Raw genomic sequence first — 19,157 nt, 5'->3', positions numbered from 1 at the left:
CGATCAGCACATTCGAAGCGAGTTTCCCTCAATGAAAAGCCAACCCGATGCCGCCAGCCGTATGGTGGCCGAGGTAGTGACGCAGTTGCCTGTGCCCTCGCGGCTCGGCATGCTGCGTTTCGAACGGCTGAATGAGCCTAGCTGGGCGCTGCTGTTTCTCGATCCGAATTGCGAACGCCATTTCGGTCTGCCGGCCGTGGACCTGTGTGCGCTGGTCGACTCCCCCTACGCCAGCCTGATGGAGCCCGAAGCGCGCTATCAGCTGCATGACGCGGTCCAGCAGCAACTGACCGACAGTCCGAACTACCAGATCCGCTACACCTTGCACACCGCCTCGGGCGCCTTGAACCTGCTGGAAGTGGGCGAAGCCTATAAACAGCACAATCGGCACTTGTTGCGCGGTTATCTGCTGGTGGTCGATGACCTGTTCGAGGGCCTTCAGCTACAGCCCGCGCAGGATCTGGAAACCCAGAACTCGCGCCTGCAAATCGCCCTCGAGCTCAACCAGCGTGCCCAGCAGGAACAATTGCAGCATCTGGACCGGGTGCGCGCCCAGCAGGACCTGATCCTGTTGCTGACTCGCCAGCGCTACAGCACCAACAATTCCCTGCAAGAAGCCGCCGAGCTGATCACCCGCAGCGCGTGCGACATCTACGAAATCGACTGTGCCAGCCTGTGGAACCTCGAAGGCTCGATGCTGGTGCCGATATCGGCCTATCACCGCGCCAGCAGTGAATACCTGCTGCCGGAACCGATCGACGTCAGCGGGTTCCCGGATTACCTCGAAGCCTTGCACAGCAGCCGCGCCATCGATGCCCACAACGCCATGCGTGACCCGCGCACCCGGGACATGGCCGAGAGCCTGCGCCCGCGCGATGTGAACGCGATGCTCGACGCCAGTATCCGCGTCGACGGCCAGGTGGTCGGCGTGCTGTGCCTGGAACAGACCGGTGCAACCCGCGCCTGGCAGTCGGACGAAATCGCTTTCGCCGGCGAGCTGGCGGATCAGTTCGCCCAGGTCATCAACAACCACAACCGCCGCACCGCCACCAGCGCCCTGCACCTGTTCCAGCGTGCGGTCGAGCAAAGCGCCAACGCCTTTTTGCTGGTCAATTGCGACGGCGTGGTCGAATACGTCAACCCTAGCTTCACCGCAATCACCCAGTACAGCACCGAAGAAGTCCACGGCCAGCGGCTGTCGGAACTGCCGGCGCTGGAGAACCTCAGCGAACTGCTGTTCGACGCGCCCTCGGCGCTGGCCAAGAGCAACAGTTGGCAGGGCGAATTCAAGAGCCGCCGCAAAAACCTCGAACCGTATTGGGGCCAGCTATCGATCTCCAAGGTCTATGGCGACAACCGCGAGCTGACGCATTACATCGGCATTTACGAAGACATCACCCAGACCAAACTCGCCCAGCAGCGCATCGAGCGCCTGGCCTACACCGACAACCTGACCAACCTCGGCAACCGCCCGGCGTTCATCCGTAACCTCGACGAACGCTTCGCCCGCGACACTGATACGCCGATCAGCCTGCTGCTGGTGGACATCGACAACTTCAAGCGGATCAACGACAGCCTCGGTCACCAGACCGGCGACAAACTGCTGATCAGCCTGGCCCGACGCCTGCGCAACAGCCTGAGCCCGAGCGGCAGCCTGGCGCGTTTCGCCAGTAACGAATTCGCCGTACTGCTGGACAACACCGACCTGCGCACCGGCCAACAGGTCGCTCATCAGTTGTTGATGACCCTCGACAAGCCGATGTTCGTCGACAACCAGTTGATCAGCGTCACCGGCTCCGTGGGCCTGGCCTGCGCGCCGCTACACGGCCGCGACCCGCAAACCCTGATGCGCAACGCCGGTCTGGCGCTGCACAAGGCCAAGGCCAACGGCAAGCATCAGGTCCAGGTATTCACCGAAGCGCTGAATGCCGAGGCCAGCTACAAACTGTTCGTCGAGAACAACCTGCGCCGCGCCCTGACCCAGAACGAGCTGGATGTGTTCTACCAGCCCAAGCTCTGCCTGCGCAGCGGCCGTCTGCTGGGGATGGAAGCGCTGCTGCGCTGGAACCATCCGGACAAAGGCATGATCCGCCCGGACCAGTTCATCAGCGTCGCTGAAGAAACCGGCCTGATCATCCCGATCGGCAAATGGATCGCGCGTCAGGCCTGCCGCATGAGTAAAGAACTGAGCGCCGCCGGCCTGGGCAATCTTCAAGTGGCGATCAACCTGTCGCCCAAGCAGTTCTCCGACCCGGACCTGGTGTCGTCCATCGCCAACATCCTCAAGGAAGAAGCGCTGCCGGCCAACCTGCTGGAGCTGGAACTGACCGAAGGCCTGCTGCTGGAAGCCACCGAAGACACCCACTTGCAGCTCGACCAGCTCAAGCGCCTGGGCCTGACCCTGGCCATGGACGACTTCGGCACCGGTTACTCGTCGCTCAGCTATTTGAAAAAATTCCCGATCGACATCATCAAGATCGATCGCAGCTTCATCCACGAAATCCCGGACAACCAGGACGACATGGAAATCACCTCCGCTGTGATCGCCATGGCCCACAACCTGAAACTCAAGGTCGTGGCGGAAGGCATCGAGACCGCCGAACAACTGGCGTTCCTGCGCCGCCACCGCTGCGACGTCGGCCAGGGCTACCTGTTCGACCGCCCGATCCCCGGCGCCGAGCTGATCGAAAAGCTCAAGCGCTACCCGCGCGGCCCTCTGGTCTGACAGCACACGCAAATCCCTTGTGGGAGCGGGCTTGCTCGCGAATGCGGTATACCTCACAACATTAATGCCGACTGTCACGCCGCCTTCGCGAGCAAGCCCGCTCCTACAGGGGTAGTGCGTAACGGGAAGGGTTTGGGCACACTGGCGGTCTGATTCCCTACATCTAAACCTGACTGAGAGGACTGATCATGGTCTTGCGCTCGGAAATCCTGGTGAACAAAAACGTGCTTCCAACCAAAGAACAAGCTCTACCCGGCCGTGAAACCCCGATGAACCTGCCGGAAAAACATTTCGTCCACGACTCCCCGCTGCTGGGCCCGTTCGTCACCAACGTCGACTTTGCCATTTTCGGCCTGGGTTGCTTCTGGGGCGCGGAACGTCGTTTCTGGCAGCGTGAAGGCGTGGTCAGCACAGTCGTGGGTTACGCCGGCGGTTTCACACCGAACCCGACCTATGAAGAAGTCTGCTCAGGCCTGACCGGCCACAGCGAAGTGGTGCTCGTGGTCTACGAACCGGAAAAAGTCAGCTACGACGAGCTGCTGAAGATGTTCTGGGAATTGCACAACCCGACTCAGGGCATGCGCCAGGGCAACGACATCGGCACTCAGTACCGCTCGGTGATCTATGCGACCAACCCAACTCAACTGGCAGCCGCCAAGCACAGCAAGGACGTGTTCCAGGCTGAATTGACCAAGGCCGGGAAAGGCGAAATCACCACCGAAATCGACGAAGCGCCGACGGTCTACTTCGCCGAGGCGTACCACCAGCAGTACCTGGCGAAGAACCCTGAAGGCTATTGCGGGATTGGCGGCACAGGCGTGACCTGCCCGATCTGATTTTCGGGCCCTAAAAGCATCGCGGGCAAGCCCGCTCCCACAATAGTCCTGAGCCGCCCCAAATTTTGAGGCCGATCACGAAACCAATGTGGGAGCGGGCTTGCCCGCGAAGGCGCCCTCTCAGGCACCACCAATGCAGATGACTAAAAATCAACTCTCGGCAATCAACCAATCCATCTGCCACCCACCCTGGGTCTGTCCCAACTTCTTGGACAACCACGGCAGCAACTCACGCAATTCCTCCTCCAGCCCCCACGGCGGATTCGCAATCGCCAACCCGGACCCGTTCAGACTGTTCGGCGTATCCAGCGGATGCACCAGCAATTCCACCCGCAACAACTTCGGCGCGCCCGAGCCCGCCAGATCCTGATAGAAGCGGCGCAACATGCGCTGATCCTTCACCGGGTACCAGATCGCCGCCACGGTTTGACGCATCCGGCCAACTGCTTCTTTCAACGACGCCGCACAGCGCTGCATCTCATCGAGCTGTTCAAACGGCGGATCAATCAACATCACCGCCCGCTTCTCCTGCACCGGCAACATCGCGCGCGGCACATGCCAGCCTTCGCCCAGATGCACCTTCACCCGACGATCACCGGCCATGTTGTCCTTGAGCAGCAAGCCGTCTTCGGGGTGCTTCTCGTTGAGCATCACCCGATCCTGCGGCCGCGTCAGACGCCGCGCCAGCTCCGGCGACCCCGGGTAATAGCGCAACTGGCCATCCGGGTTCATGTCGTGCAGCACTTTCATGTAATCGGCGGTCAGCGCCGGCAGATCCGGCTGATCCCACAGACGCGCAATACCTTCCAGGTACTCACCGGTACGGCTCGCCTGATCACCCTGCAGGTCATACAGACCAATGCCGGCGTGAGTGTCGAGATAGGCAAACGGCTGCTCCTTGCGCGACATCAGGGCGATGAGGCGGGTCAAAGTCAGGTGTTTGAACACATCGGCGTGATTGCCGGCATGGAAGGCGTGACGATAATTCATGATTGCTCCTGCGAAGGCCGGGAAGTTTACCTTGTAAGGCGGCCAACGTCAGGACCTCACAGCCGAGCGGGCACTTGCAGCCCCACGAACCTGTGGCGAGGGGCCTTGCCCCCGTCGGGCTGCACAACAGCCCCAAAACATCCAGCCACCCACAAAACCCTGTGGCGAGGGGGCTTGCCCCCGTTGGGCTGCGCAGCAGCCCCAAAACATCCCGCCACATCACAAAACCTGTGGCGAGGGAGCTTGCTCCCGCTCGACTGCGAAGCAGTCGCCAAACCAAACCCCTCGGTACAACTGACATAACCGGATTGCAGGTTTTGGGGCCGCTGCGCGACCCAACGGGGCGATGCGGCGTTCCGACAAGCCCCCTCACCACAAATAGCCGTACGCCGTTATTCCGGTGACCGAGCCCGCAACCGCCGCCCAATCACATCCAGCACATCACACCCATCCCGCAACGGAATGGCACACAGCAACGCAAAATCACTAAGAATGAACGACTCACACTCAACCGAACCGCGCATCGACATGTTCTCCAGCACCTGAGTGACGGCGCGAATTCGGTAGTTGGCGGCGTCGTATAAAACATCGAGCGGCGCGTGGGTATCGACGAACAGCGTGGGCATGTCAGTGCAGTTGCTGGTGAGGGCCATGAAGCGGCTTTTGGGGTGGGGGATTGGTTTTTCGTAGGGTGGATCGGGGTGAAGTGTTTTCATTAGAGACTCCCAAAGAAGAATAGGAGCTGCCATCAGCCTTCCTACAGGCTAGGGGTGGCAGCTATACGCGAGGTAGGAATATCGAGACCTTTGGGAAAACTCGACCACGCCGAAGCGTGCTCGCGCATAGCCGCCGCAACAGATCTTACGGACGCTTGTTAACGGCCGCAAACCATGTATTGACGCTAAGAGCATCCCATCAGTCTTGAAGGGTTCCTACACCCCGCCACTGAAACTCAGTGACCACCAGAGACTATCGATGGAATGCATTTCAAACCAGTTCATGGAAACCGATACGAGTTGAAGGAAACTTCCGACGACCTTGCCCGGAAAATTCGACTGGCCCCTCCGCCAAATTAAGCCACCTCCTCCATCAAGTGCTCCAACAACTCAGCTTTTGGCCCGGCAGACAGGCCAGGCGTCGTAAGAAACGTCTCGACTTTCCTGCGCAAAACGCTTTCTGAAAACGCCTCGAACAGACTCCGGTGCTCTTCACTCAACCAGCGCATCAGATTGTTGATAAGTGTCGAAGCATCTTCAGCATCGAGGTATTGCAGGAGGGGCTCAGAGACTTCCCACCATGGAAAAACTTTCGATGCTTGCAATGCACAGCCCCCAATGTCGACCGACTGCCCATTGATCAAACACCTCTGGATCACCGGCAACAGTTCCGGGGCATTCACATCAACAGACTGCAAAATCGGCAGCAAATAACGCCCATCCCAAAAGCGGAAAAAAACGAATTTTCCATTCGGCATTTTGACCAGTGTGAGACTGCGCAAATGTTCGACCACTGCCTCAAGGCTCGCCGAAGACACTGCCAACCAACCCCAATCGCAAGACGCTGTCGTGGCAACCCAATCGAGGAACTGGCTATCAGAAGCGACAATTCCGACATAGGGCATCACTGCTTCCCACTCGGAGTAAATCGTATCGGCCCAAATCGGGCTCGGGGCGGTGTTCAATGAGCGCTGCCAAGCCTTGAACGGCTCAACTGCACTAGCATTGCTGAAAATCGCGAATATCTGCTCGGTGCTACTAAGGGGCTGGTTAACTAGCCAAAGATCGGGGTGGGTGGCCATGAATTTTTCCATCAACTACTTCAAAAAAAGAAAGCCGTTCAAACAACTTAACCAGTAAGTCGATTATCAAGATCAAGCTAAAATGTTTTTATTTCGACCAACCCATATATCTGCCGACCAATACAAATCCTATGGCTATCACCCCAAGGACCATCATTGACCCACAACACATTCGTAACACATGCTTTAATTTAACGGGAAAAAGCTCATAGTCTTGCAAGCTTAGCTCCCCTTTTCTAGACGATCGCGCTGGAAAAATCATCAGTGCCCCCACATAGCTGACCATAAGAAAGCGACTAATTGGATCCCAGCCTAAATAACTATGTTTAGAAATCACACCAGGGGAATTACTCAAGTACTTAAGTATTGTTCGCATCCAAAAATAGGCGACAAACAACAAAACCAACACAACCGACAAAATCAATACAATTAAAACCAATCCCCCCAACAAAAATATTGTTTCAGACCCACTTCTCACCTCGTCACCTCATATAGAACTTCAGCTCCGCGCTCGCCAAGACTGCCTAGTTCATCCCCCAGAACAGCAGCGCCCAACCCAGTAAATACGAGCCCACATGCTACGCCTCCGACTCCTAACGTCCCTATCCCTATCGCCACACATATTGGAGCACCCATTGCAGCACCAGCAGCTCCTCCCGCCACGATCCCACCAAACTTACCACTTTCCGTAAACTGCACTTTTTTGCAGACCTCTTGAGTTCCGCTGCGGCAGGTTTCCTTTACCTTGAGACCTGACGCAGTTGCTTGCAGCCCAATCCCAACCCAGCCACCCAGCTTCATCACCTTCCCAGCCTTACTCACCCCATCAATATGCGTCGCATACCCAGGAATCCCCCCAGCCGTGCCCGCCTTACTCCAATGATGCACGAGGCTGCGGTTTGAAATCCCCAGCGCATTCTTCAGTTTCGGATGATCAGGAATACCCACACCTTTGCGCACCAATGGCCCAAGGCTGTTATCCAGCCGCCCCATCAATTTTTTACGCTCAGCAAAAAAATCCGCCCCTTGGAGTTTTCCGTGTTTATCGAAGGTGCGCTTGTGCAGGTTTTCAAGTTCTACCAAGGTGCCTTTCAAGTTGCCCAAGTGCTTGCCGAACATCGCCGAACCAATGCCAACGCCTGTCGAGCCCTGCGAAAGAAACGATTCAATTTCCCCATGATGACGAGTCATGAACTCCGCCTCGGCATCACTCAATGGCTCAAGCGCTGCATCGACTTTTTGCGCTGCCTCCATCAGCAGCGCTTCTTCACGAGTGCATTGCTTATTGCGCGGATCGCTCAGGACAATCAATTGCCCAGGCTTGGCGTACTGGGTGAGTTGTGGATTAAGGCTGCGAAACTTCTCCAGTACCGCCGATTCCGGTTGTGGAAACAGGATTGATTCGAGCGCAGACCGGGACATTCCCTGCTCGACGACGTGAAAACCCGGCTCAACGCTGGAGACTGCCGGCTGGGCTGAAGGCTTTGGGGAGTGGGTCTGCGTGACCGGCGTAGGGCATACCCCATCCTTGCAGCGCTCACATTCCTCACAAAACGGCGCGTCGCTTTTCAGGCTCATGATCTGTGCGGCGCTCAACAACGCGGCTGGTGCGGCGGCGAGTTTCAACGGCGTATTCAGCGACGTCGGCGCGGCAGCCATCGCCGGCACCAGCGCCCCGCCCACCTGAATCGGCACGCTGCTGAAAATCCCCCCAGGCCCGATGTTGATCCACTGCCCGCCCGCCTGAATCGTCGCGCTGGCGCCGCCGTCGATCACCACTTGCTGGCCGGCGCTGACGTGGAACTGCTGACTGGCATTCAGCGCCTGACTGGTCACGCGGATGTGCCGATCACCCATCACCACCAAGTGATCGTCAAGCTTCACTTCGGCCTGGCGCTGACCATGGGTGATGCGCTGCTCGTCAGCTTTCAACTCATGGCGAGCGGTGCCGGTGACGACGATGCTGCGCTGGTTATCGACCTGCACCTGTTGATCGTTCAACACGTGCTGGGTCCAGTTTCGCTGGGCGCGCAGGTAGATTTCCTCGGCGCCTTTGCGATCCTCGATGCGCAGTTCGTTGTAGCCACCGCCTCCCGGACTGCTCTGGCTGCGGAAAATGCTGCGGGTCTTGTCGGCGGGCAGGTCCAGCGGAACGGGCGTCGCCGCGTTCGGCAGGCAGCCCATCACCAGCGGTTTGTCGGCATCGGCGTCGATGAAGCCGACCAACACTTCCATGCCAACACGCGGGATCAACACGCTGCCATAACGGTCATGCGCCCAGCCCGTGGCCACGCGCAGCCAGCAACTGGAGTGTTCGTTGAGCTGACCGTCGCGGTCCCAGGCGAGCTGAACCTTGACCCGCCCGAACTCGTCGCAATGGATTTCGCTGTCAGTCGGCCCGGTGACCACGGCCGGTTGATAGCCGAGCATGCGAGGCTTTTGCGGTCCCAGTGGCGGACGAAACGAAACGTCCCACGGCGTTGCCAGAAACGTATTGCGATAACCCTGGAAGTCGTCCGGGTCGTCGCTGGTGGCCGACTCCTCCAGCACTTGTGGCTGGCGGCCGCGGTGTTCGATTTCTGTGATCAGCCACAGGTCGTTCCATGCCTGACGTGGATGCTCGGCGAGGTGCAGGAAATGTCCGCAAACCAGCGCCGAATCGTCACCTTTACCTTCGGCCTGACGGAAGTCCGCGTTGTGGCGTTCGAGTGTGCGGTGGGTCAGTTGCTTGCCCTGTTCGCGATCAGTGAAATGGCCGGGAAAGTGGTAATCCTCCAGCACCGGGTGTTGTTCGCTGTCGAGACGGGTGTCGAGTTGCAGGCGTGGTTTTTTGAAGTCGTAATCGCGACGGGCGACTGCGGTGGTGCGGGTTTCCAGCCGCACGTTGAAGCGCTTGATGGCCGGCGCCTGCGCCGCCATTCCGCTGCCCGGCAGGTATAGCGTTGACTCGGGCAGACGAGGGAAAACCGTCTGGTCATCGCCGAACACCAGCAAATGCCCGTCGGGGCTGTGCTGGAAGTGGTAGTGAATGCCGATCTCGGCGCACAGCCGCTGGATGAACGCCAGATCGCTTTCGGCGTACTGCACGCAGTACTCGCGAGGTGCGTAGTCGCTGCCGAGTTGAAACTCGAACGCATCGCGCTGGATGCCGTGATCCTTGAGGACCTGGGCGATGATCGTTGGCACACTTTTGTGCTGGAAGATCCGCTGGTTGATGCGCTGACCGAGGTAGGCCAGTTGCGGTACGAGGCTGATCTGGTAGCCCGTCAGACGCTTCCCGGAATCGCTTTGGCCGACGCGAAAAATCTGACCGTGGATACCGGCGCCTTGTGCATCAAAACTCAGAAACGCCTGACGGTGCAGCAGGCTTTCCAGTTCTATGTCTGGCCGTTCACTGACCAGTTCCAGGTCAAAACGGTAGGGTTGGCTGATGGCTTCCGTGCCCGTGAACTCAAGGACTTTGAGCTCATTCTGGACGCCGTCGAGGGTCAACGTGAAACGCGGTTGATTGGCAGGCGCGAACATCCGATGTGTCTCTGCAGAATGAAGGCGGGCGATTCTGCATGAGCGACAAGGGGTGTTGCGGGAGGGACAAGGAAATCAGATTTTCCCTACTTTTATAGAGATTTATCCTTCAAGAATCGGTGTGTTTGGCTACAGACATCTCCCTCAAAACCACCACCAATCACATGTGGGAGCGGGCTTGCTCGCGAATGCGGTGGGTCAGTCAACATTAATGCCGAATGACCCACCGCATTCGCGAGCAAGCCAACATTAATGCCGAATGACCCACCGCATTCGCGAGCAAGCCCGCTCCCACATTGAAACTTCGATACCACAAGATCTGCGCCATAAAAAAAAAGGCCCGTTTCCTACTGGAAGCGGGCCGTTTTTTCATGTTCAGCAAAAGGTCAGAGCCTCAGCTCTTCCCCATCACTTGTTCAGGCGGAAATCTGCCTCGGCCGCAGCAAAGCGCTGAAGCATGCCGTGAGTCGGCGAGCCCAGTTTGCTGACGATGTAGATCGCCAGGCTGGCGAAGATGAAACCAGGGATGATTTCGTACAGGCCCAGCAGTTCGAAGTGTTTCCACACGATCACGGTGATCGCGCCGACCAGGATGCCGGCCAGTGCGCCGTTGCGGGTCATGTCTTTCCAGATCACGGAGATCAGCACAACCGGACCGAACGCAGCACCGAAACCGGCCCAGGCGTAGCTGACCAGACCCAGTACGCGGTTTTCCGGGTTGGCGGCCAACGCGATGGCGATCAGGGCAACCAACAGCACCATGGCGCGGCCGACCCAGACCAGTTCCACCTGGGAAGCGGATTTACGCAGGAAGGTTTTGTAGAAGTCTTCGGTCAGGGCGCTCGAGCACACCAGCAATTGGCAGCTCAGGGTGCTCATCACGGCAGCCAGGATGGCCGACAGCAATACACCGGCAATCCATGGGTTGAAGAGGATTTTCGCCAGTTCGATGAACACACGTTCGTGGTTTTCGGTCACTGGAGCGGCTACATCAGGGTGCGCCGAGAAGTAAGCGATACCGAAGAAGCCCACCGCCACGGTGCCGCCCAGGCACAGGATCATCCAGGTCATGGAGATGCGACGGGCGTTGGCGATCGACTTGACCGAATCCGCCGCCATGAAACGCGCGAGGATGTGCGGTTGGCCGAAGTAGCCCAGGCCCCAGCCCATCAGCGAAATGATGCCGATGAAGGTGGTGTTTTTCAGCATGTCGAAGTTGCTGGCGTCTTGCGCTTCGATGGCCAGGAACGTGGTGTCAACGCCACCGGTGGCCAGCAGCACGATGATCGGCGTCAGCAACAGCGCGAAGATCATCAGCGTGGCTTGTACAGTATCGGTCCAGCTTACGGCGAGGAAACCGCCGACGAAGGTGTAGGCAATCGTCGCCGCAGCACCGGCCCACAGCGCAGTCTCGTAGGACATGCCGAAGGTGCTTTCAAACAGACGGGCGCCGGCGACGATGCCGGAAGCGCAGTAAATGGTGAAGAACACCAGGATCACCACCGCAGAAATGATCCGCAGCAGGCCGCTTTTGTCTTCAAAACGGCTGGCGAAGTAATCCGGCAGGGTCAGGGCATCGCCGTTGTGCTCGGTCTGCACGCGCAGACGGCCAGCAACGAACAGCCAGTTCAGGTAAGCACCGATGATCAGGCCGATGGCGATCCAGCTTTCGGACAGGCCGGACATGTAGATGGCGCCCGGCAGGCCCATCAACAACCAGCCACTCATGTCGGAGGCGCCGGCGGACAAGGCCGTGACGACGCTGCCCAGGCTGCGACCGCCCAGAATGTAGTCAGAAAGGTTGTTGGTGGAGCGATAGGCCATCAAGCCGATCAGCACCATTGCTGCGATGTAGATCACGAACGTGATCAGGGTTGGATTGCTTACGCTCATTCTGTGATGCCCTGGCTTTGTTTTTATGTAGCGCCAGCGTGTGAAAGCGCCGACAAACGACCACGTTTGTTCAGACGATTTCAAAGCCCGCGCATTTAAGACTGATGTTTCCCCAGGAAAGCCATCAGCCGGCGCACCGATTTTTCATCCGGTTGCACCTTGGGGCGCGAATCCTATTCAACAACCCAAATAAGGTGCAACCCATTTCTCAAGAATTAGTTGCACCCACAGCGTTTTCCATGAAACCGGGCGGTTTTTGCTCCCTTTTAGCGCAGTCATGAGATGTTTCTAGAAGTAAAAGCACCAAGCAGAAGCAGTACGTTCGTACCGGAATTTAATTCCTGACGAGCTGCTTATTATTCCGACAAAAAAAGGGTTGCACCCGGTTGCACCTCAACGGTTGCACAGCTAATCTTGCCGCCAGCTGATGCCACGCGGTCGTGGCAAACATGAGGATAAAAAAATGGCTACCACCACCCTTGGGGTCAAACTTGACGACCCGACCCGCGAGCGCCTCAAGGCTGCCGCGACCTCGATTGATCGCACGCCGCACTGGCTGATCAAGCAGGCAATTTTCAATTACCTGGAAAAACTCGAGGGTGGTGCAACCCTGACCGAGCTGAGCGGTTTGACCAAGGATTCCGACGACGCCGTCGATGCGCCTCTGGATCACGCTCACCAGTGCTTCCTCGAATTCGCCGAAAGCATCCTGCCGCAATCGGTGCTGCGCGCATCCATCACCGCCGCCTACCGTCGCCCGGAGCCGGAAGTGGTGCCGATGCTGATCGAGCAGGCGCGTCTGCCGGCAGCGATGGCTGAAGCCACCAACAAGCTGGCCTCCTCGATTGCCGAGAAGCTGCGCAATCAGAAAAGTGCCGGTGGCCGTGCCGGGATTGTTCAGGGCCTGTTGCAGGAATTTTCCCTGTCGTCCCAGGAAGGCGTAGCGCTGATGTGCCTGGCCGAGGCGCTGCTGCGCATCCCGGACAAAGGCACCCGTGACGCGCTGATCCGCGACAAAATCAGCACCGGTAACTGGCACCCGCACCTGGGCAACAGCCCGTCGCTGTTCGTCAACGCCGCTACTTGGGGCCTGTTGTTGACCGGCAAACTGGTCGCCACGCATAACGAAGCGGGTTTGACCTCGTCCCTGAGCCGCATCATCGGCAAAAGCGGCGAGCCGATGATCCGCAAGGGCGTCGACATGGCCATGCGCCTGATGGGCGAGCAGTTCGTTACCGGCGAAACCATTGCCGAAGCCCTGGCCAACGCGAGCAAGTTCGAAGCCAAGGGTTTCCGCTATTCCTACGACATGCTGGGTGAAGCCGCACTCACCGAGCACGATGCGCAGAAGTACCTGGCCTCGTACGAACAAGCCATTCACTCGATCGGCAAAGCGTCCCACGGTCGTGGGATTTATGAAGGCCCGGGCATTTCGATCAAGCTGTCGGCACTGCACCCGCGTTACAGCCGCGCACAGTACGAACGTGTGATGGACGAGTTGTACCCGCGCCTGTTGTCGCTGACCTTGCTGGCCAAGCAGTACGACATCGGTTTGAACATCGACGCCGAAGAAGCCGACCGCCTCGAGCTGTCGCTGGATCTGCTCGAACGCCTGTGCTTCGAGCCGCAACTGACTGGCTGGAACGGCATCGGTTTCGTGATCCAGGCGTATCAGAAGCGTTGCCCATACGTGATCGATTACGTGATCGACCTGGCTCGCCGCAGCCGTCATCGCCTGATGATCCGCCTGGTGAAAGGCGCGTACTGGGACAGCGAAATCAAGCGCGCCCAGGTCGAAGGCCTGGAAGGCTATCCGGTCTACACCCGCAAGGTGTACACCGACGTTTCCTACATCGCTTGCGCACGCAAACTGTTGTCGGTGCCGGAAGTCATCTACCCGCAATTCGCCACGCACAACGCCCACACCCTGTCGGCCATTTACCACATCGCCGGTCAGAACTATTACCCGGGTCAGTACGAGTTCCAGTGCCTGCACGGCATGGGTGAACCGCTGTACGAACAGGTTGTAGGCAAAGTGTCCGAAGGCAAGCTGAACCGTCCGTGCCGCGTGTACGCTCCGGTCGGTACGCACGAAACGTTGCTGGCTTACCTGGTACGTCGTCTGCTGGAAAACGGCGCGAACACTTCGTTCGTCAACCGCATCGCCGACCAATCCATTTCGATCCAGGAGCTGGTGGCCGATCCAGTGGCCAGCATCGAGCAGATGGCGACGCTGGAAGGCGGCTTCGGCCTGCCGCACCCGCGTATCCCGCTGCCGCGTGATCTTTATGGTGCCGAGCGCGCCAACTCCAGCGGCATCGACATGGCCAACGAACATCGTTTGGCTTCCCTGTCCTGCGCCCTGCTGGCCACTGCTCACAACCACTGGAAAGCCGCGCCGATGCTCGGTTGCGCCTCCAGCACTGAAACCCCTGTGCCTGTGCTGAACCCGTCCGATCTGCGTGACGTGGTCGGCCATGTACAGGAAGCCACCGTCGAAGACGTCGATAACGCGATCCAATGCGCCTTGAACGCCGCCCCAATCTGGCAGGCCACCCCGCCCGCCGAACGTGCCGCGATTCTGGAACGTGCCGCCGATTTGATGGAAGGCGAGATCCAGCCGCTGATGGGCCTGCTGGCTCGCGAAGCCGGCAAGACCTTCGCCAACGCCATCGCCGAAGTGCGTGAAGCCGTGGACTTCCTGCGTTATTACGCGGTGCAGGCGCGCAACGATTTCACCAACGACGCCCACCGCCCACTGGGTCCGGTGGTGTGCATCAGCCCTTGGAACTTCCCGCTGGCCATTTTCAGTGGTCAAGTCGCCGCAGCGCTGGCGGCCGGTAACCCGGTGTTGGCCAAGCCTGCGGAACAAACCCCGCTGGTCGCCGCTCAAGCCGTTCGCTTGCTGCTCGAAGCCGGGATTCCCGAAGGCGTGCTGCAACTGCTGCCGGGCCGTGGCGAAACCGTGGGTGCCGGGCTGGTTGGTGACGAACGCGTCAAAGGCGTGATGTTCACCGGTTCCACCGAAGTCGCTCGTTTGCTGCAACGCAACATCGCCGGCCGCCTGGATGCCCAGGGCCGTCCGATCCCGCTGATCGCCGAAACCGGTGGCCAGAACGCGATGATCGTCGACTCCTCGGCACTGACCGAACAGGTCGTGATCGACGTGGTGTCGTCGGCCTTCGACAGCGCCGGCCAACGTTGCTCGGCACTGCGCGTGCTGTGCTTGCAGGAAGATTCCGCTGACCGTGTCATCGAAATGCTCAAGGGCGCCATGGCTGAATGCCGCCTCGGCAACCCGGAGCGCCTGTCCGTGGACATCGGCCCGGTGATCGACGCCGAAGCCAAGGCTGGCATCGAGAAGCACATCCAGGCCATGCGCGACAAAGGTCGCAACGTGTACCAGGTGGCTATCGCCAACAGCGAAGAAGTCAAACGCGGCACCTTCGTGATGCCGACGCTGATCGAACTGGAAAGCTTCGACGAGCTGCAACGGGAGATCTTCGGCCCGGTGCTGCACGTGGTTCGCTACAAGCGTAAAGACATCGATCAACTGATTGGTCAGATCAACGCTTCCGGTTATGGCCTGACGCTGGGCGTGCACACGCGTATCGACGAGACCATCGCCAAGGTGATCGACAACGTCAACGCCGGTAACGTCTACGTGAACCGCAACATCGTCGGTGCTGTGGTGGGTGTGCAGCCGTTCGGCGGCGAAGGTTTGTCGGGTACGGGTCCGAAGGCGGGTGGTCCGCTGTACCTGTACCGCCTGCTGTCGACACGTCCTACCGATGCGATCGAACAATCCTTCGCTCGCGGTGACGCTATCGCCGCGCCGGACGTTCGTCTGCGTGATGCCATGAGCAAACCGCTGACCGCACTGAAAGCCTGGGCCGACAGCAATAAGTTTGCCGACCTGAGCGCCCTGTGCGTGCAGTTCACGGCGCAATCGCAAAGCGGGATCACCCGTGTGCTGGCGGGCCCGACCGGCGAGCGCAACAGCTACGCCATCCTGCCGCGTGAACACGTGCTGTGTCTGGCGGAGGTTGAAGGCGATCTGTTGACTCAACTGGCGGCGGTGTTGGCTGTCGGTGGTTCGGCGGTGTGGCCGGAATCTGACGTAAGCAAGGCGTTGTTCGCACGTCTGCCGAAGGAAGTTCAGGCTCGCATCAAGCTGGTGTCCGACTGGAACAAGGACGAAGTGGTGTTTGATGCGGTTCTGCATCATGGCCATTCCGACCAGTTGCGTGCGGTGTGCCAGCAAGTGGCCAAACGTGCGGGCGCCATTGTCGGTGTTCATGGCTTGTCGCAAGGCGAGACCAACATTGCGCTGGAGCGTCTGGTGATTGAGCGGGCGTTGAGCGTTAACACTGCGGCGGCGGGTGGTAATGCGAGCTTGATGACTATCGGGTAAACCGCAACAAGACCGGGCGCCCGCAATGGTCGCCCGGTATGCAACACCCTTGTGGGAGCGGGCTTGCTCGCGAATGCGATGTGTCACTCAGCATCTGATTTGAATGACACACCGCATTCGCGAGCAAGCCCGCTCCCACATTTGATCAGCGGTGCTCTCGCTGCACCATCACGCTCATCAATCATCCTGTTCAGCCTTTATTCCCACGCCTAGACTCGGTCCATTCCAAAAAAAGGTAGGCCGCCATGTCCGAGACGTTGCTCAGTTCCCGCAATCTGGCTTTCGAGCTGTATGAAGTCCTCGATGCCGAGGGCCTGACCCAGCGTGAGCGTTTCGCCGAGCACAATCGCGAGACCTTCGATGCCGCCATCGGCACCGCCCGCAACATCGCCGAGAAGTTCTTCGCTCCGCACAACCGCAAGGGCGACGAGAACGAGCCGCGCTATGAGAACGGTCAGGCGATTCTGATTCCGGAAGTGAAACCGGCGGTGGATGCGTTCCTCGAAGCCGGCTTCCTCAACGCCGCGCGCAGTTTCGACGCGGGCGGCATGCAACTGCCGACGCTGTTGTCCCAGGCGTGCTTCGCGCATTTTCAATCGGCCAACGCGGCCTCCACGTCGTACCCGTTCTTGACCATGGGCGCAGCGAACCTGATTGAAAGCTTCGGTACCGAAGAGCAGAAACAGCGCTTCCTGCAGCCGATGATCGACGGCCGCTTTTTCGGCACCATGGCCCTGACCGAACCGCATGCCGGCTCGTCGCTGTCGGATATTCGTACCCGCGCCGAGCCTGCGTCTGACGGCACTTATCGCCTGAAGGGCAACAAGATCTTCATCTCCGGCGGCGATCACCCGCTGTCGGAAAACATCGTGCACATGGTATTGGCCAAGCTGCCGGACGCACCGGCCGGGGTGAAGGGGATTTCGCTGTTCATCGTACCCAAGTTCCTGGTCAACGATGACGGCAGCCTCGGCAAGCGCAACGATGTGTTGCTGGCCGGGTTGTTCCACAAGATGGGCTGGCGCGGCACCACGTCCACCGCGCTGAACTTCGGCGACAACGGCGAGTGTGTCGGCTACCTGGTGGGCAAGCCGCATCACGGTTTGAGCTACATGTTCCAGATGATGAACGAAGCGCGGATCGGTGTCGGCATGGGCGCGGTGATGCTCGGTTACGCCGGCTATTTGTACTCGCTGGAATACGCCCGCGAACGTCCGCAAGGTCGCGTGCCGGACAGCAAGGACCCGAACACCGCGCCGGTGGCGATCATTCAGCACGCCGACGTCAAACGCATGCTGCTGACGCAGAAAGCCTATGTCGAAGGCTCGTTCGACCTCGGCCTGTACGCAGCGCGACTGTTCGATGACACCACCACGCTGGAAACCGAAGCCGAGCGAAAACAGGCGCATGAGTTGCTGGATTTGCTGACGCCCATCGTCAAATCCTGGCCGTCGGAGTTTTGCCTCAAGGCCAACGAACTGGCGATCCAGATTCTCGGCGGCCACGGCTACACCCGCGAATACCCGGTGGAGCAGTACTACCGCGACAACCGTCTGAACCCGATTCATGAAGGGACGCACGGGATTCAGTCGCTGGACTTGCTCGGGCGCAAACTGGCGCAGAATGGCGGCGCGGGGCTCAAGCAGTTGATCCGGTTGATCGCCGACACAGGCGCGCGGGCACACGCGTACGAATCCCTGACCGCGCTGCGTGAACCGCTGGAGAAACTGGTGGCGCGCCTGCAAACGGTGACCATCGGCCTGCTGACGGATCTGGCGCAGGGCAAGGTCAACAGCAGCCTGGCGAACTCGGCGCTGTACCTGAAAGTGTTCGGGCACACGGTGATTGGCTGGCGCTGGCTGGAACAGGCGATTCGGGCCGAGGAAGGGTTGGCCAAGGGGAATGCGGCGGATGTGAGCTTTTATAAGGGCAAGCTGCAGGCGGCGCGGTATTTCCTGACGTGGGAAGTGCCGGGTTGCCACCATGAATTGGCAATTCTTGAGGCGAGGGATGATGTGTGTTTGAACATGCAGGATGAGTGGTTCTGATCAGAGCTTAGTGGTGCTGCTGAAATCCATTCGCGAGCAAGCCCGCTCCCACACTTGATCTCCAGTGAACACATAATTTGTGAACGCCAGCGATCAAATGTGGGAGCGGGCTTGCTCGCGAAGAGGCCCGCAAAGGCAACACATCAACTCAGCTTGAAACTGCCCATCTGCCGCGCCAAATCATCCGCCAACCGCTGCAACGTCTGGCAGTCGTCGCGACAAGCCCTGACTTCCCCGGCCGTCGCCCGCGCCAAATCCGAAATCCCCTGCACGTTGCGGTTGATCTCTTCGGTCACCGCCGACTGCTCTTCCGTCGCCGTCGCCACCTGATGGTTCATGTCGCTGATCCGTTCCACCTGCCCGGTAATCGCGGTCAACGACGCGCCAGTGCGCTGACTCGATTCAACACCGGTGCCCGTCGCCGCTTGCCCTGAATGCATGGACGACACCGCATTCTCCGCCCCCTGCTTGAGGCTGCCGATCATCTGCTGAATCTCATCAGTCGACGACTGAGTCCGCCGCGCCAAGGTGCGCACTTCATCCGCCACCACCGCAAATCCGCGTCCCATGTCCCCGGCTCGCGCTGCTTCGATGGCGGCGTTGAGCGCCAGCAAGTTGGTCTGTTCGGAAATCCCGCGAATTACCGCCAACACCTGATCGATAGACGCCACTTGATGGGCCAACTCGCCCACCGCCGTCGCCGCGAGGCCGATTTCATCGGACATGCTTTCTATATGCCGAATCGATCCGCCGACCACTTCCCGCGCCTGCATCGCTTCATCGCGAGCATTTTGCGAAGCGACTGCCGCGTTGCCAGCGTTCTGGGCGATTTCTTGTACGGTCAAACCCATCTCATGAACGGCGGTGGCGACCATGTCGGTCATTTCCTGCTGCCGACCAGAGCGCTGGGCGGTGTTATCCACCACTT

General features: G+C 59.3%; 9 protein-coding genes and 1 pseudogene. 4 read left to right on the top strand and 6 right to left on the bottom strand.

The window, feature by feature from the left end:
* Nucleotides 1-31: 31 nt before the first annotated feature.
* Both BK660_RS25045 and msrA read left to right on the top strand, forming a co-directional pair.
* Nucleotides 32-2,725 carry a putative bifunctional diguanylate cyclase/phosphodiesterase gene (locus tag BK660_RS25045; RefSeq protein WP_123435552.1) on the top strand — a complete coding sequence of 898 codons (2,694 nt, stop codon included), beginning with the start codon at nucleotides 32-34 and terminating at the stop codon, nucleotides 2,723-2,725.
* Nucleotides 2,726-2,913: 188 nt separating this feature from the next.
* Nucleotides 2,914-3,561: a peptide-methionine (S)-S-oxide reductase MsrA gene (gene msrA / locus BK660_RS25040; RefSeq protein ID WP_123435551.1), complete on the top strand. Its 648-nt coding sequence runs from the start codon at nucleotides 2,914-2,916 to the stop codon at nucleotides 3,559-3,561.
* Between the two features lie 150 nt (nucleotides 3,562-3,711).
* On the opposite strand, the gene BK660_RS25035 is transcribed toward msrA, so the two are convergent.
* The 5 genes and pseudogenes from BK660_RS25035 to putP form a co-directional block, all read right to left on the bottom strand.
* A complete protein-coding gene (locus tag BK660_RS25035) occupies nucleotides 3,712-4,551 on the bottom strand; it encodes a 23S rRNA (adenine(2030)-N(6))-methyltransferase RlmJ (protein ID WP_123435550.1) in 840 nt (279 codons plus the stop codon).
* Between the two features lie 392 nt (nucleotides 4,552-4,943).
* Nucleotides 4,944-5,267 carry a hypothetical protein gene (locus BK660_RS25030; RefSeq protein WP_123435593.1) on the bottom strand — a complete coding sequence of 108 codons (324 nt, stop codon included), beginning with the start codon at nucleotides 5,265-5,267 and terminating at the stop codon, nucleotides 4,944-4,946.
* A gap of 356 nt (nucleotides 5,268-5,623) precedes the next feature.
* Nucleotides 5,624-6,361 carry a DUF4123 domain-containing protein gene (locus tag BK660_RS25025; RefSeq protein WP_259698532.1) on the bottom strand — a complete coding sequence of 246 codons (738 nt, stop codon included), beginning with the start codon at nucleotides 6,359-6,361 and terminating at the stop codon, nucleotides 5,624-5,626.
* A 1,503-nt stretch (nucleotides 6,362-7,864) separates the two neighbouring features.
* Nucleotides 7,865-9,874, bottom strand: a pseudogene (locus BK660_RS25020) (type VI secretion system Vgr family protein); the annotation flags it as partial.
* Between the two features lie 408 nt (nucleotides 9,875-10,282).
* Nucleotides 10,283-11,767: a sodium/proline symporter PutP gene (gene putP / locus BK660_RS25015; RefSeq protein ID WP_123435548.1), complete on the bottom strand. Its 1,485-nt coding sequence runs from the start codon at nucleotides 11,765-11,767 to the stop codon at nucleotides 10,283-10,285.
* Nucleotides 11,768-12,230: 463 nt separating this feature from the next.
* On the opposite strand from putP, the gene putA reads away from it, so the two are divergent.
* Both putA and BK660_RS25005 read left to right on the top strand, forming a co-directional pair.
* Complete coding sequence (gene putA / locus BK660_RS25010) at nucleotides 12,231-16,181, top strand: trifunctional transcriptional regulator/proline dehydrogenase/L-glutamate gamma-semialdehyde dehydrogenase (protein WP_123435547.1); 3,951 nt, start codon at nucleotides 12,231-12,233, stop codon at nucleotides 16,179-16,181.
* A gap of 245 nt (nucleotides 16,182-16,426) precedes the next feature.
* Nucleotides 16,427-18,229, top strand: coding sequence for an acyl-CoA dehydrogenase (locus BK660_RS25005; RefSeq protein ID WP_123435546.1), 1,803 nt, complete (start codon nucleotides 16,427-16,429; stop codon nucleotides 18,227-18,229).
* 143 nt (nucleotides 18,230-18,372) lie between these two features.
* Here BK660_RS25005 and BK660_RS33710 read toward each other — a convergent pair whose 3' ends face one another.
* Nucleotides 18,373-19,104, bottom strand: a complete 732-nt coding sequence (locus BK660_RS33710) for a methyl-accepting chemotaxis protein (protein ID WP_404942956.1) — start codon at nucleotides 19,102-19,104, stop codon at nucleotides 18,373-18,375.
* Between the last annotated feature and the right edge of the window lie 53 nt (nucleotides 19,105-19,157).

Origin of the sequence: Pseudomonas brassicacearum, assembly GCF_003732265.1 — a bacterium.
Classification (GTDB): Bacteria; Pseudomonadota; Gammaproteobacteria; order Pseudomonadales; family Pseudomonadaceae; genus Aquipseudomonas; species Aquipseudomonas brassicacearum_D.
This window is presented reverse-complemented; position numbering and strand designations above follow the sequence as displayed.